Annotated in this window: 11 protein-coding genes and 1 tRNA gene; 4 read left to right on the top strand and 8 right to left on the bottom strand. The window is 46.9% G+C overall.

Features of this window, described 5'->3' with window-relative positions:
• Positions 1-256: 256 nt before the first annotated feature.
• Complete coding sequence (locus tag M2137_RS00590; RefSeq protein ID WP_280764522.1) at positions 257-1,528, top strand: hypothetical protein; 1,272 nt, start codon at positions 257-259, stop codon at positions 1,526-1,528.
• 55 nt (positions 1,529-1,583) lie between these two features.
• On the opposite strand, the gene M2137_RS00595 is transcribed toward M2137_RS00590, so the two are convergent.
• Positions 1,584-1,657, bottom strand: a tRNA-Asn gene (locus tag M2137_RS00595).
• 217 nt (positions 1,658-1,874) lie between these two features.
• Here M2137_RS00595 and M2137_RS00600 point away from each other — a divergent pair.
• Together M2137_RS00600 and M2137_RS00605 are read left to right on the top strand one after the other, a co-directional pair.
• Complete coding sequence (locus M2137_RS00600; RefSeq protein WP_280764523.1) at positions 1,875-2,999, top strand: DNA polymerase III subunit delta; 1,125 nt, start codon at positions 1,875-1,877, stop codon at positions 2,997-2,999.
• A 57-nt stretch (positions 3,000-3,056) separates the two neighbouring features.
• Positions 3,057-3,308 (top strand): hypothetical protein, encoded by a 252-nt coding sequence (locus M2137_RS00605; RefSeq protein WP_280764524.1) that lies wholly within the window; start codon positions 3,057-3,059, stop codon positions 3,306-3,308.
• A 343-nt stretch (positions 3,309-3,651) separates the two neighbouring features.
• Here the strand turns inward: M2137_RS00605 and M2137_RS00610 are convergent, their stop codons facing one another.
• Positions 3,652-4,836: a C1 family peptidase gene (locus tag M2137_RS00610; protein ID WP_280764525.1), complete on the bottom strand. Its 1,185-nt coding sequence runs from the start codon at positions 4,834-4,836 to the stop codon at positions 3,652-3,654.
• 114 nt (positions 4,837-4,950) lie between these two features.
• Here M2137_RS00610 and proC point away from each other — a divergent pair, with 114 nt between their 5' ends.
• Positions 4,951-5,751, top strand: coding sequence for a pyrroline-5-carboxylate reductase (gene proC / locus M2137_RS00615; protein WP_280764526.1), 801 nt, complete (start codon positions 4,951-4,953; stop codon positions 5,749-5,751).
• Here proC and M2137_RS00620 read toward each other — a convergent pair.
• The 6 genes from M2137_RS00620 to der form a co-directional block, all read right to left on the bottom strand.
• Positions 5,716-6,459 (bottom strand): HAD-IA family hydrolase, encoded by a 744-nt coding sequence (locus M2137_RS00620; protein ID WP_280764527.1) that lies wholly within the window; start codon positions 6,457-6,459, stop codon positions 5,716-5,718. The genes proC and M2137_RS00620 overlap by 36 nt on opposite strands.
• A gap of 21 nt (positions 6,460-6,480) precedes the next feature.
• Entirely contained in the window at positions 6,481-7,662 is a 1,182-nt protein-coding gene (locus M2137_RS00625; protein ID WP_280764528.1) for a serine hydrolase, read from the bottom strand.
• A gap of 62 nt (positions 7,663-7,724) precedes the next feature.
• Entirely contained in the window at positions 7,725-8,249 is a 525-nt protein-coding gene (locus tag M2137_RS00630) for a gamma carbonic anhydrase family protein (RefSeq protein ID WP_280750993.1), read from the bottom strand.
• 113 nt (positions 8,250-8,362) lie between these two features.
• A complete protein-coding gene (locus tag M2137_RS00635) occupies positions 8,363-10,150 on the bottom strand; it encodes an aminopeptidase P family protein (protein ID WP_280764529.1) in 1,788 nt (595 codons plus the stop codon).
• 139 nt (positions 10,151-10,289) lie between these two features.
• A complete protein-coding gene (locus M2137_RS00640; protein WP_280764530.1) occupies positions 10,290-13,385 on the bottom strand; it encodes a glycoside hydrolase family 2 TIM barrel-domain containing protein in 3,096 nt (1,031 codons plus the stop codon).
• A gap of 296 nt (positions 13,386-13,681) precedes the next feature.
• Entirely contained in the window at positions 13,682-14,995 is a 1,314-nt protein-coding gene (gene der, locus M2137_RS00645; protein WP_280764531.1) for a ribosome biogenesis GTPase Der, read from the bottom strand.
• Position 14,996 lies beyond the last annotated feature (1 nt).

The raw sequence follows: 14,996 nt of genomic DNA on the forward strand, positions 1-14,996 counted from the left end.
CTTGCGATGGTGGGGTAGTTTGATATATTAAAAATCACACATTTATTCTGTTTTGTGTATTTGTGACTACCAAATGAATAGGAAAAATATTTATCAAGAATTCAAACTACCCCACCGCTGCGAGCAGCGGTCCACCCCCTTCTTTTCTAAGAAGGGGAGCTTTGGATACTTATTTCGGTACTCCTTGGATCTTCCAATATTACAAAACCTCCCCCCTATTGATTGACTTTATAATAAACTTATAATTAAAATGAATATGAAACGAATCAGTTTTTTTGCATTTGTCACGCTGGCCTCTCTTTTGAGCAGTTGCAGCGATATGGTGAAAGAGCGTGTAGAGTACATGATAAACGAACCGGTCTTTATGTCGATGGCTGAGTTTCGTTCGTCGGTCAAGGTGACCACTCGCTCGGAAGCGATTGAAGCACATGGCAAGATGTGTTTCTACAATGGCTATTTGTATATCTCGGAACCCGAAAAGGGAATTCATATTATCGACAATACGAATCCTGCCAAGCCACAATCGGTTGGTTTTATTGAACTGTTGGGGAATATGGATATCGCGGTGCGGAATGAAAAACTGTATGCCGACAGCTATATCGACCTGGTTTGGTTTGACCTGGCTACTCCGTCCAAACCCGAATACATTGGGCGGTTGGAAGGTGTTTTCCCGGATGCTTTGCCTGTGATCGATAATGAATTCGGGTATGATTATTCCCTTTGTAACCCCTCAACGACGGGAAATACCCAAATCGTTGTCGGTTGGAAATTGACTCAACGATCGGAAGAGGTGCAGTATTATCGCTACAACAATAATATGCCTATGATGGACAGTTCAGGTGCCTATTACGCTTCAAGCGGAGATGGTATGACCAATGGTGTGAATGGTTCTATGTCGCGCTTCGGCTTGTACGAGGATTATCTGTACGCGGTGATTGAGAACTATATGGCGATTTTCGATCTCTCGGGCGATCAGCCTAAGAAAGCGGTGGAGAGTATTCCGGTCGATTGGAACGTAGAGACAATCTTTCCCTACAAAGACTGTCTGTTTTTGGGTACGCCAACGGGCATGAGTATCTACTCGGTGGCCGATCCGCTGAAGCCGGAGCGTATGTCGACGGTCAGCCATGTGTTCGGATGCGACCCGGTGGTGGTCGAAAATGACCTGGCGTATGTGACGATCCATTCCGATAACTGGTGCGGACAAAACAACAATGAGTTGATGATTATCGACGTAAGCGATGTGCGCTCGCCTCGTCATATCGTGACCTACAATATGAAAAAGCCCAAAGGACTGGGCATTGACAACGGCACGCTTTTCCTTTGCGACGACGGCTTGCAGGTGTTTAAGGTGGGCGATCCACAACAACTGATGGCTAATCGGTTGGTGCATTATGCCGGCATGGAGGGATACGATGTGATCCCGTTTGATAATATCTTGATGATGATTGCCGACGATGGACTGTATCAATATGACTACAGTAGCCTCGATAAGATTACGAAGCTGAGTAAGATCGCATTCAAGTAAGCCACATAAACACAATAAAAAAACCGGTTCCCTTCAGGAAACCGGTTTTTCTTTGCTCTTCCTCTTGGACTTGAACCAAGGACCCTCTGATTAACAGTCAGATGCTCTAACCAACTGAGCTAAGGAAGAATGTAAACTGTTCATCAAACTCCTTTTTTGAACGGCGATGCAAAGGTAAATCTTATTTTTATATCTGCAAATATTTTGTTGAAAAATTGAATGAAATCGGCCGACTTTATGTTCTTCATAATGTACGATATTCTCCTGGAAGCTCGCATAAAAAGTCGCGCAAAAATGTCTGAATGATTATTTATTGTACTTTTGTTGAAAGTAACAGACAAAAAATATGTATTTCAAAGATATCATAGGACAAGAAGAGGTAAAAAACAGACTGATACAATCCGCCCGGTCAGGCATTGTGCCTCATGCGCAACTATTTACAGAGAATGGTGGTGCTGGTGCTTTCCCGTTAGCGCTTGCCTATGCACGCTATTTGAACTGCCAGGCACGCGGCTCGGAAGATGCTTGTGGAAAATGCCCATCCTGTTTGAAATTCAACGAACTGGCACATCCCGACCTGCATTTTGTCTTTCCTATTATTTCCAAAAAAGAGAAGAAAAAAGAGGTATGCGATGATTATATAAGTGAATGGCGCGAGTTCCTGTTGGACAGGCCTTACTTCTCGCTCGACGACTGGTTGAATGAGATGGACGCCGGCAATTCGCAGGCGATTATCTATTCCAAAGAGAGCGATGAAATCATACGCAAGCTCAGCCTGAAAATTTACGAGGCGGACTACCGCATCCTCTTTGTATGGCTGCCGGAGAAGCTGCATCCGACCTGTGCCAACAAATTATTGAAAATCATCGAGGAGCCACCTGCAAACACGGTGATCCTGATGGTATCCGAAACACCGGACCTAATCTTGGGAACCATCTTGTCGCGTGCGCAACGGATTCATGTGCGCCCCATTCAGACAGAAGCGATAGCCCAGGCACTGATACAACTCTACCACCTGGAGCCCCAAGACGCTATGCAGATCGCCCATCTGGCCGACGGTAATTTCCTGCAGGCTGTCGAGGCGATCAGTATGGGGGAGGAAAACCAGTTCTTCCTGGAGCAGTTCAAGGGCATGATGCGCAACTCCTGGTCGCGCAATGTGAAAGGTATGAAAGAGATGGGGGATCTGATGGCCGGCATCGGGCGCGAACGACAGAAAAACTTCCTCGCCTATTGCCAACACCTGATACGGGAGAACTTCATCTACCGCTTCCAGGCGCCTGAAATGAATTATATGAACAAAGAGGAAAGCCATTTCTCGGTGAAGTTTTCTCCTTTTGTAAACGAAAGAAATGTATTCGATCTGATGGACGAACTGGCCAAAGCCGAACGTCATATCACGCAAAATGTCAACAGTAAAATGGTCTTTTTTGATTTGGGACTGCGCATTACGGTTTTGATTAAGAAATAAGCAACAATGCTTTCTAACAAAAATAACACTATCTTTGAGATAGAAAAAATAACGACCATGACTACCTTTGAATTAGAATTAAAGCAATCGCTTATCCGTAAACTCATGCAAACGGACGACCAGTCTTTATTGGAAAAGGTGAAAAGTATTTTAATACCAAACCCGGCAGAAGAAGAAAAAGAAGACCTGTTCTATTTTTCCAATGAGCTGAAGGAAAAGATCCATACAGCAATGGAGCAAGCAGAAAATAATCAAACGATTGATAGCGAAAATGTAGATAAAGAAGTACAGAAATGGCTCGAAGAATAGTCTGGACCCAAAACGCGAACCTTACTTTGAAAGACACCTTACTCTATTTCAGGAAACGAAACGGAAATAATAAGTATAGTCGTCAACTCTATGATAAATTCAATGAAATCCTTCTTTTAGTAGCCCAAAGCCCGACAATAGGTGGGCAAACTGAGATTGACAATGTCAGATATATCATACCCCATCCTGATTATATGATCTTTTATCAATACGACACAAGAAAGATTACGGTTCTCACACTATGGGATTGTCGGCAGGATCCCAATAGATTAAAAACAAAAAATTCTTGATCCGGATACTTCATTTCTCCGAATCAAGAATTCTTCTTCAAAAAAGATTTTCTTTAAATACCTAATTTCGTACGGATCGCCTTTGGCAGAGCGTCTTTGTGTACGATGATATCCATTGTTTTGTATTTGGCAAATGTTTCAGACACATACCAGATTCCGTTATACTTACTGTCGGTTCCCCATGAATTCTTTACCATATAGAATTTCTTTCCGTTCTGGTCTTTGGCGATACCGAAGATCTGCATGCCGTGGTCATCGGTCGTTTGGTAGTTGTCATACGCCTTCTGACGCATCTCCTGGGTTACGGTTACTTCCTGCACACCTGGCTTTTCAACCATTTTACGCAGCTCCGCATTCTTTTCCGCCGCGCTCAATCCTACCCATCTGTCCTGATCGGAACCGGAGGTCTCAATCGCTTCTACATCCGGAGCTACGCCGATACCGTTGCGGGTAAAGCCAATTTCGCTCACGTCTGAAGCCCAGGCAATGGTGTAACCGGTATTGATAGCATGGTCGAACACCTGCATCAATTCGTCGATCGGCAGATTATACGAAGCAGACCAACGCCAGTTGTCGGGCACCTCTATGGGGAATGCGCTATAGAACGGCTCGTGCATATACGATGTCAATGACACATAATCATCCATATTCAAACCCAATTCTTTCGCATAAGTCTGCGGGGTATATTCTTTTCCGTTATACGTAAACGTCTCCGGCAACTTGCCCAGATAGGTATCTACCACGGCGTTGAATCCATCCTGCCAAACAGGCGAGAGCTTTCCGTTCCGGTTCTTGATCACCGCATCCACATATCCTCTGAGGATACCGACCAATTCGGAATGAACATGGGCATCTTCGCCATATTCTTTGCCTTCCATCACCGCTTCGGGAACGATACCGTAATGCTTGATCGCATAAATAACATCATCGAAAGCGCCGCCTTCGGCAAACTCCATCGTGCCATGCATGCGCACAAACTTCTCCGCTTTGTCGCGATAGGTGTGATTCACCACAAACATTTCAGATAGATTATGTTCGCCTTTCCCCATACGAATCAGTTCGGATTCGATAAATCCCAGGGTGGAGAAACACCAGCAGGTGCCTGTACGGCTTTGGTTTTGAACCGGCGTAATTTTTAGTTCTTTGACGGGAGTAAAAACATAGTCATTTGTTTCCTGTGCTTCCACAGAGGTAAGCGCGCACGCCAACAAGAGGGCTGCTACAAAAATCTTCTTCATATACTTGTATTTTAAGTTTAAACTATGAACGCAAATATACGACAAAGAGGCAGACATTCAATTATTTTGGCTACATTTGTCGCCTCTTTTGATGAATAATTAACACATGAAACAATGAAAATAGCCATTATCGGAACAGGAAATATTGGAGGCGCCATCGCGCGAGGATTAGTAAACGGCACTATTATCAACCCTTCGGATGTGACCTGTACCGCGCATCCCGAGTATGATTCTTTAGACAGATTGAAAGAAATCCACCCCGATATCCATGCCACATACGACAACCTGGAAGCAGTCAGCCAATCGGATATCATTATCATTTCGGTAAAACCCTGGCGGGTAGAGTCGGTTATTGATGAGATCAAACCGGTATTGGATTTCGATAGACATATGATATTGTCGGTAGCAGCGGGTATTACCTTCGACCTGCTGAACAGCTACCTGACCAAAAATATGGATTCCAAGATATCACCCACCATCTTTCGCATCATGCCTAATACGGCTATTGCCGTTATGAGCAGCATGACCTTCGTCTCTGCCCGGAACGCTTCGAAGGAGCAAACCACGCAGGTATTGAATATCTTCAAGGAGATGGGTGACGCTATGTTAATCGAAGAGCGCCTGATGTCGGCCGGAACCGCCCTGGCATCCAGCGGCATTGCCTTTGCCATGCGCTACATTCGCGCCTCTATCGAAGGCGGTGTAGAACTGGGCTTTTACCCACAGGAGGCGCAGGAGATTGTGTTGCAAACGGTCAAAGGAGCGGTCGATCTGCTTCAGAGAAACCGGAGTAATCCCGAAGCGGAGATCGACAAGGTAACCACGCCCGGTGGTATCACCATCAAGGGATTGAATGAAATGGAACTTTCCGGATTTACCTCATCCGTTATTCGTGGACTGAAGGCCAGCAAGTAAGCGATTCCAATCGTTTATCAGACTTTTCATATCAGGATATAACAAACCGGCTCCAGCATCTAAGAGTACGGAGTCGGACAGTGGTCCCGTATTGACAGCAATCGTAAAGATACCTGCTGCTACGGCGGCCTCTACGCCCATGGGGGCATTCTCCACCACAATCGCCTCGTGCGCCTTGACTCCTGCCTTCTCCAGACCCATCAGATAGGGCTCCGGGTGGGGTTTTCCGTACTTCACATCATAGGCTGTCACCATCTTTTCTATGGTAAATATCCCCGGGAAATGCCCATTCAATTTATCAATCAGGCTATATTGTCCCGAGCCGGTGACCAGAATCGCCTGCATCCCGGCATCTTTCACCTTCCGAAGCATTTCGAAAGCACCAGGCATAACCGCCTCTTCGTTATATGAACTAAAAAGAGCTGCCTTCTCGTCGTATATCAATTGCTTCTGCTCTTCCGTCGCACCATGTCCGAAGGTGCGATGATACAATATATCAATCGTTGCTCCTCCCGTACGTCCCTCCATCAGATAGAAGTCTTCGGGCGAAGAGATTAGGTTATATTTGTCTGCTATCTCTTTCCAGGCACGCGCATGATACGGCATGGAATCATACAGTACGCCGTCCATATCGAACAGAACCGCTTTGAGATCAATCGCTTTCAGGTTATTTTTCTGCAAATAGCTTTGCACAGCTTCTTTTATCATCTTCTTTATCTTACTATTTCTTTATTCCCCATTATCACCGCTTCCGGCCAGCTTCTCCGCGGCATCCAAGACTCTCATTCCGGTCGATAGCCACAGATCGATATCCATCGGATAATGCTGAGAGGTTCTTTCTTCGCTTCGTTTCCTTCCTAAGCGCACGATAACCGCATTCCTATCGGGTATGGCCAACACATATTGTCCCAATATACCGCGCATATACATCACGCGCATACCTTCAAAGCTAAGTTTCCAGAACTGGAATCCATACACCGTATTGGGGGTATCGTATTCTTTATATATAAGTGAACGGTCGGGCGTCATCGCCTCTTTCATATAGTCGGCAGAGACTAATTGCCATATGCCCCAGCGCCCTTCGTTGAGCATAAGTTGTCCGAAACGGGCAAAATCCCGGGCGTTGCTATTGAAACAGCAATAGGCTTTTTCTATTCCGTCTTTCTTATCTAAGCTCCACACGGCCGTTTCCTCTGCTCCCATGGGCGTCCAAAGCCTGCGCGAGACATAGTCGCTAATGGGTTCTCCGGTGGCCGCTTCTACAATAAAGGTGAGCAATTGCGTAACACCGCTCTGATACACAAAATTCACGCCCGGCTCCTCGACCATTTTCATATCGAAGGTCACCTGCTGAAGGTCATTCCCGTAATAGAGTTTTGTCGTAGGTGAAAAGGGAGAGGTGTAGGCCTCCTGGAAATCCACCCCGGCACTCATGGTCAACAGATGACGGATGGTCAACGTCTTCCCGTTGTATTCCGCAAACTCCGGATAGAAATCCCGTACCGGCTGGTCGACACTTTCGATAAATCCATCATCGATCGCGCATCCGATAGCCAGTGAAACGATACTCTTTGCCATCGAGAACGAATTGCTGTGCGACTGGGCAGAATAACCATCCCAGTATTCTTCGAACAACAATTTGCCATCCTGAATAACGACATACGCAACCGTTTCAAACTGTTCAAACCCAGGTAACACATCCTCCGGCAACGACAGCCGATTATATCCATCTGCCACCGGCCAGGGAGTAGGTTCTGCTGCTACGATCAGCCGGTTATCAAAGATCGGGTACTGATCGATCTTCGGCTGCAAATGAATCAATGCCTGCCGCAGATAATAATTCGAAGGCAAAGCCAAAAAGCCTGCCAACAACACAATCACTACCCCTATTACTAACGCAACCTTCTTCATAACATTCTTCATTGCTTTACGCTTCGCTAAGCGATTTCCGCTTCGCTCCAATTCATCACTCCTCATTCTTCATTCTCCTTGTACCAAGACGAATACATATGATAATTCTTTGCAATCTTCTGATTGATCTCTTTCGATTGCTCGGGATCTACCTTTTTCACAAACTTGGCAGGCACACCGGCATAGATACTGCCCGGTTCCACGATCGTATTGCTCAACACCACCGAGCCGGCCGCTACAATCGCCCCCTCTCCTATCACGGCATGATCCAACACCACCGAACCCATGCCTACCAAAGCGCCATCGCATATCGTAGCGCCATGAATGGTCACATTGTGCCCAATAGATACGTTGTCGCCGATCTCAATTGTCGATTTCTCATACAATGTATGCAAAACCGAACCATCCTGGATGTTGACCCCATCGCCAATACGGATCGAGTTCACATCGCCACGCAGGATAGCACCAAACCAGATGCTGCATCCTTTGCCAATCACCACATCACCGATAATAGTTGCATTATCGGCCAGGTATGTATCTTCTCCTATTTCGGGCGTAAAGCCACGAACTGATTTCAGTAAAGCCATCTTTTCTTTAATTATGAATTGTGAATTATGAATTATGAATTATAAGAATATAAGAAGGGTCTCCCCTTCATAATTCATAATTCACAATTCATAATTCGAGATATAGGCTTTGCCTAAATCTCGCTTGTTTTTTCTTTTAACCACGCCTTCTCTTCTTCGTTCAGCTGGGGGCTAAGCAATTCGTACACCATCTGATGGTATTTGTTGAGCCAGGCAAGTTCACGTACCGACAACATGGAAGGAATCACCAGACGGGTATCGATATGACACAGGGTAAGCGTTTCAAAAGTCAGGAATTTTCCCCATTCCGTTTCGCTGTCTTCCCGCACCAGGATCATATTTTCCGTGCGTATGCCATACTCACCGGTGCGATACATCGCCGGTTCGTCGCTCATCACCATACCCGGTTTCAATATCACCGGATTCTCCTCCATACGGATGCTCTGCGGCCCTTCGTGTACATTCAGACAATGGCCGATGCCATGACAGGTGCCGTGCAGGTATTGAATTCCGGCATCCCACAAAGCCTTACGGGCAAACACATCGATCAGACACCCCCGTATGCCGGCGGGAAACTTACATTTGGCAATCCCGATCATGCCTTTCAACGTGCGGGTAAAATCCTTTTTCATCTGTTCGGTCGGCTCACCCAGGGGAATCGTACGGGTAATATCAGTCGTTCCGTCCATATATTGCCCACCCGAATCCAAGAGATACAATCCTTCGGGCAACAAAGTCGCGTCGGTTTCCGGTGAAGGGGTGTAGTGAACAATCGCGCCATGCGCGCCATAACTGCTGATCGCCGCAAAGCTATCCATCAGGTAGAGGGGCTGCTCGGCACGCAAAGAGGAGAGTTTCGCCGCAGCGCTCAGCTCGGTTACCTTTTCTCCGGCTGCCATCTGTTTTTCCAGCCAGATATAGAACTTCGTCATAGCAAGACCATCTTTCACCAGCGCGTTGCGGAATCCTTTGATCTCCGTTTCGTTCTTAATGCTCTTCAGGTGGTTGGCCGGCGTGATATCGTCGATAATCGCACAAGCTTCCGGAATCGCCTTGTAGAGGGCATAATTGGTCTTCGCTTTATCGATAAACACCGTATAATCATGCGGTAAGCGCGAAATGTATGTGTATATCCGGGAATAATCCCCCAGGATCACGCCCTCTTTTTGCAGATTTTCGGCAATCTCTTTCGATACCTTTTGCTGATCGACAAAAAGAACAGTTTCTTTTTCCGACACGAATCCATAGGAAACAACAACCGGATTATAGGTTACATCTGTGCCTCGGATATTAAAGGTCCAGGCTATCTCGTCCAAAGCGCCTAAGATCAGACAGTCCGCTCCCTGCTGATGTAGTTGATCGTTGATCACATTCAATTTATCGGAAACCGACTGACCGGCCAGTTCCACCGGCATCTCAAACAACTGATTCTTTGGTATGGATGGGCGGTCTTCCCACAAATCACCCACCAAATCGTAGGATGCCTCCAAAGAGATATTTTTCTTAGAAAGCTTCGTCTGCAGGTTCAAGGCATCGGAAGCCCCATACGTCTGTCCGTCGAAACCGACAGTCTGCCCCTCTTTCAGCGCTGTCAATAGAAATTCGGGAATCGTCGGCGTTTCCGGAAGTGAAGCTTTATACAGTTCTATTCCTGTGCCGGCCAGTTGAATATCAGCCTGCAGAAAATAACGGGAGTCGGTCCACAGACCCGCTTTATCGGCTGTCACGACAATCGTTCCGGCCGATCCGGTAAAACCCGATATCCAAACACGCGATTTCCAGCAATCGGCAGGATATTCACTCAAATGTGGATCCGAACTGGGAATGATATAGGCATCCACCTTCTTCTCTTTCATTGCCCGGCGAAGGGCTTCAATACGTTCAGGAATACTTTTCAACATGGCATTTTTGTTTTTTGTTTTATCTACAAAGATAACGTCAACCAACCGATTTTGCCAATATTCACTAAACAATTATATCACGAGACTGACACAAAAGTCGATAATTACATGAATTGACATGCGTGATTTTTAGCTCCCATTACGGAAGGAACTCCATCATAAATCCATACGCATACGCTTTGTTGCCATCGATCGTGTACTTTTCCATGGTTCGGGCTCCCCAACCATCGTCGCCACCTACTCCGTGAATAGTCAGGTCGATGTTCAGATTGATAAAATCGCGGTGGGGCAGTTCGTGCGGATGCTCTGCCTTCTCTACATCATCTTCGCCATAAGGCCAGGCACGGAAGCAGAGAGGTTGAAGTCCGATGATTTTTATTTTCTTGCCACTATCGTTGCCGAGTGAGAACCAACGCACATCACTTCGGTTGGCATTATCCTGCGGAACGATATAGTGGGTGATAAAACTATCTAACGGCAAGCGGTAGAGACCCAACAGGGCAGCCGTTTTGCGATCGGGATAGTTCTCGAACTCGCCGCGTCCATACCATTCCACCTCGTCCATATCCGAAGCGAGACGCATCCGCATACCGAATTTAGGCATCAGGGGAATATTCTCTTTCTCCGGCTGATAAGAGGCCTCCATCTGTATGCGGCCAACGCCGTTCACGGTGTAGCGGAGTTGATATGCCGCTCCGATAGTCGGCAAAGAAAGGTCGAGATCGACGATAACCAAGCCCTCTTTCGTATTAACCCGGCAGGAGTTGACTACGCGTTGCGCACCGGCCTCTTTCCATGCGCCAAGGCGTTTGTTGTAGCCGTTGCGCAGCTGAACATCATTGGCTGGCTTCCAGAAATAGGGTTCCAGCGGAGCTTGCAAGATTTCGACTCCATTTACCTGCCAAGCGGTCAGGGCGCCGGTGACCTTTTCAATACGGAACAACGCGCTTCCGGCAGTGATTTCGATGACATCGGGCGTCTCTTTATAGACTGCCTTCCCTCCTTCGTTTGTCAGTTGGGGTGCTTCGAAACGGCTATATATTAATTGCTCCTTAGCCAGGATAAAACCTTTGTTGGCCCACAGGGTGGATTCTTTCAGGGTGGCATATACGTTTAAGAACAATTCGCCTTCGACATGGGGTTTTGCCGGAACGTCCATCACATCACCACGCAGGCGGAGAATGCCGCTACCGACTTTCTTGCCATCGCAAATCCACTCATAACTGTAATCGAACTCATCCAACGCCGTAAAGTCGAATGTATTGATCAGTTTGATACGCGTCTCTCCTTCCTTTTGAAACTGGATGTATTGATACACTTTCTGCACTTCATAGTAATGAGGATGGGGCACGCGGTCGGGCGATATCAGTCCGTTAATGCCGGTGGGACCATCGTGCGGATGGTCACCGAAGTCTCCGCCGTACGCCCAGAATTCACCAGGCATCAGCTTTAACAACGAAGGATTTTCGGGATAACGTAGCGGTGATCCGTCCAGTTTCTTGGGAATCCCCTGATCCACCCAACACCAGATGGCGGCACCGATAATGCTTGGATCGCCCTCGATCACATCAAGGTATTCCTTGAAATTGCCGATGGAGTTGCCCATGGCGTAGGCATATTCGCGCAAAAACACGGGGCGGTCGGTGATTCGCTCACCCAAGGCTTTCAAGGCTTCAGTACTTAGATATCCTTCATCGTAGACATCCGACACCGAACGGTCTGTATCGTTGTAGACCGGGCGAGTGGGGTCTAACGCCCGAACCGTGTCAGCCATGGCTTTCAGATTCAGGCCGCTTCCACCTTCGTTGCCGAGTGACCAGAAAATAATGCTCGGATGGTTTTTATCTCTTTCCAACATCGACACCGCTCGGTCTACATGAGCCAGCGTCCAGCGTGGATTATCGCCCAATGTCTTACTTCCCAATCCGTAGGCATGGCTTTCATGGTTGGCTTCGTCCATAACATAGAGGCCGTATCTGTCGCATAATTCGTACAATAAAGGCAGATGCGGATAATGCGATGTGCGTATCATATTGATATTGGCCTGCTTCATCAGCCGGATATCTTTCTCCATCGTCTCCGGATCTACATAGAAACCGGTGCGGGGGTGGTAGTCGTGGCGGTTCACACCTTTCAATTTAATGGGCTTGCCGTTGACTTTGAATATATCGCCTATAATTTCGATTTGGCGGACGCCCCAGTGATAATCGAAGGATTCGAGTATCTCTTTTTTATCCCGAAGCGTGATGTTCACCTGATAGAGATAGGGCTTTTCGGCCGACCAGAGGCGAGGATTTTCCAACAGATCGGATAGTTCTACCTGCACTTCGGCAAGGGGCTGAACTGTTTTCAGGTTATGGATCTTTGTTGAATTGAATGTTGTTCCGTTGGCATTCTCACCGGTGATATTGACAATAACTTGCAGGTCTTTCGCCTTCTTGCGATTTTGGTTTCTCACCCATACTTTTGTGCGGAACGTAGCCGACTTCATATCGCCTGAAAGATCGGTAGCCAGCGCATAATCCCGGATGTGCGTCTGCGGGCGTACCCACAATTCCACCGGACGGAATATCCCGCTAAGCCGCCACATATCCTGGTCTTCGAGATAACTCCCGTCCGACCATCGGTAGACCTCTACCGCCAGGCGGTTTGTTCCTGGCTTCACATAGTTGGTCACATCGAATTCGGCAGGCGACATGGAGTTCTGGCTATAGCCTACCTTCTCGCCATTCACCCAAACATACATAGCCGACTTTACCCCCTCGAAGTGAAGAAACAAGCGTTTGTCTTTCATCTGGGGCTCGACCTCGAAGGTGGTTACATACGAGCCGACAGGATTTCTGTTTTCGTAGCTATAATAATGCGCAGGCGGTTCACTGGTCACCTTCGGTTCGTCCTTTTGGAAAGGATAAGGTATGTTGGTATAAATGGGCTTGCCATACCCCTGCAGTTGCCACGAGCCGGGCACGGCAATCAGGTTCCAGCCGTCGGTGTTGTAGTCATTTTTATAGAAATCGACCGGACGGCTATCGGGATCGGGCGACCATTTGAACTGCCAGTTGCCATTGAGCGAGACAATTTCGCTGCAGGCACCCTTCCGGGAGGGCAATGTAAGGGTTGCATGATAGCGTTCTTTGTTGATGCCTATCACCTGGGGATTCTCCCAATCGGGCGCAAGCTGGGCATTGGCATAAGTAGCGCCCAGAAATAAGAAGATAAATAGTTTGAATTTCATGATTAGAATGTGGTCTACTCGTAAATAAGCATGTTTTGTATACTCGCAAAGATAATAAAGATAATGTAGACAATAGAAAGTTCAAAGGCTTAGGTTCATCCGAAAATGTTAAAATAGCGATTGTAAGCAAAACGGCCGTTTTGCTTACAAATCCATACGTTAAAAAGTGTTTCTCCCGGGAGTTTGCAAAAATAGTCCTGCGTTTTTGCGCGCAAAGTCCCGCCGAAATTACAAATCGTAATTTGCGGGTTTTGTCCGAAACGAACGAATTAACATTTGTTTACGTTTTTATTCCTTTACTTCTCCCGTATAAAGATATTGATAGGGGTTCCGGAGAAGTCCCAGTTGGCACGGATCTTATTCTCCAGGAAACGTCGGTAGGGATCTTTGATCCATTGGGGCAGGTTACAGAAAAAGACAAAGGTAGGCACCTGTCCGGCGGGCAACTGGGTGATATATTTGATCTTGATGTATTTCCCCTTGTTGGCAGGAGGCGGCGTTTGCTCGATAATAGGCAGCATCACCTCATTTAATTTCGCCGTAGAGACACGTTTGTTCCGGTTGTCATATACCTCTTTAGCCGTCTCCAATACCTTCAGGATACGTTGTTTTGTCAAGGCAGAGATAAAGAGTATCGGGAAGTCTGTAAACGGCGCAAAACGCTCCTTGATCGTATTGATATAATGGGTGATCGCCTTCTGGCTTTTATCGTCTATCAAGTCCCATTTATTCACACAGACCACCAGCCCTTTCTTATTCTTTTGGATCAGGGAGAATATATTCAGATCCTGGCTTTCTACACCGCGGACAGCATCGATCATCAACAGGCAGACATCCGAACTCTCGATCGCCCGGATAGAACGTATCACAGAGTAGTATTCGATATCTTCATTCACCTTGCCCTTTTTCCGGATACCCGCCGTATCGACTAAGTAGAAGTTCAAGCCGAATTTATCGTATTTTGTATAAATAGAATCACGGGTCGTACCGGCTATATCGGTCACAATATGGCGTTCCTCTCCGATAAAGGCATTGATAAGCGATGATTTCCCGGCATTCGGACGCCCTACGATCGCAATACGCGGCAGGTTGTCTTCCAGTTCTTCCTCTTTCTTCTCAGGCAACAGTTCGACAATCTTGTCCAATAAATCACCCGTATTCGAGCCATTCACAGCTGACACACAAAAGGGATCACCCAATCCGAAAGAATAAAACTCGGCAGCATACGGATGTCTCTCAAAGGTATCCGCCTTATTTGCCACCACAACGACCCGTTTTTTGGAACGGCGAAGGATAGAGGCCACCTTATCATCCAGGTCTGTAATCCCGTTCAGAATATCTACAACAAAGAGGATTACATCCGCTTCTTCAATAGCAATCTGTACCTGTTTGTTGATCTCTTCTTCAAAAACATCTTCAGAATTAACCACCCAACCGCCGGTGTCGATCAATGAGAACTCACGTCCCGTCCATTCGACCATACCATATTGGCGGTCACGGGTTGTACCCGCCTCTTCGTTTACGATAGCCTGACGCGTTTTGGTCAAACGATTAAACAAGGTTGATTTCCCGACATTCGGGCGACCTACGATTGCAACTATATTACTCATT

Origin of the sequence: Parabacteroides sp. PFB2-10 (genome assembly GCF_029893085.1) — a bacterium.
Lineage (GTDB): Bacteria > Bacteroidota > Bacteroidia > Bacteroidales > Tannerellaceae > QVMG01.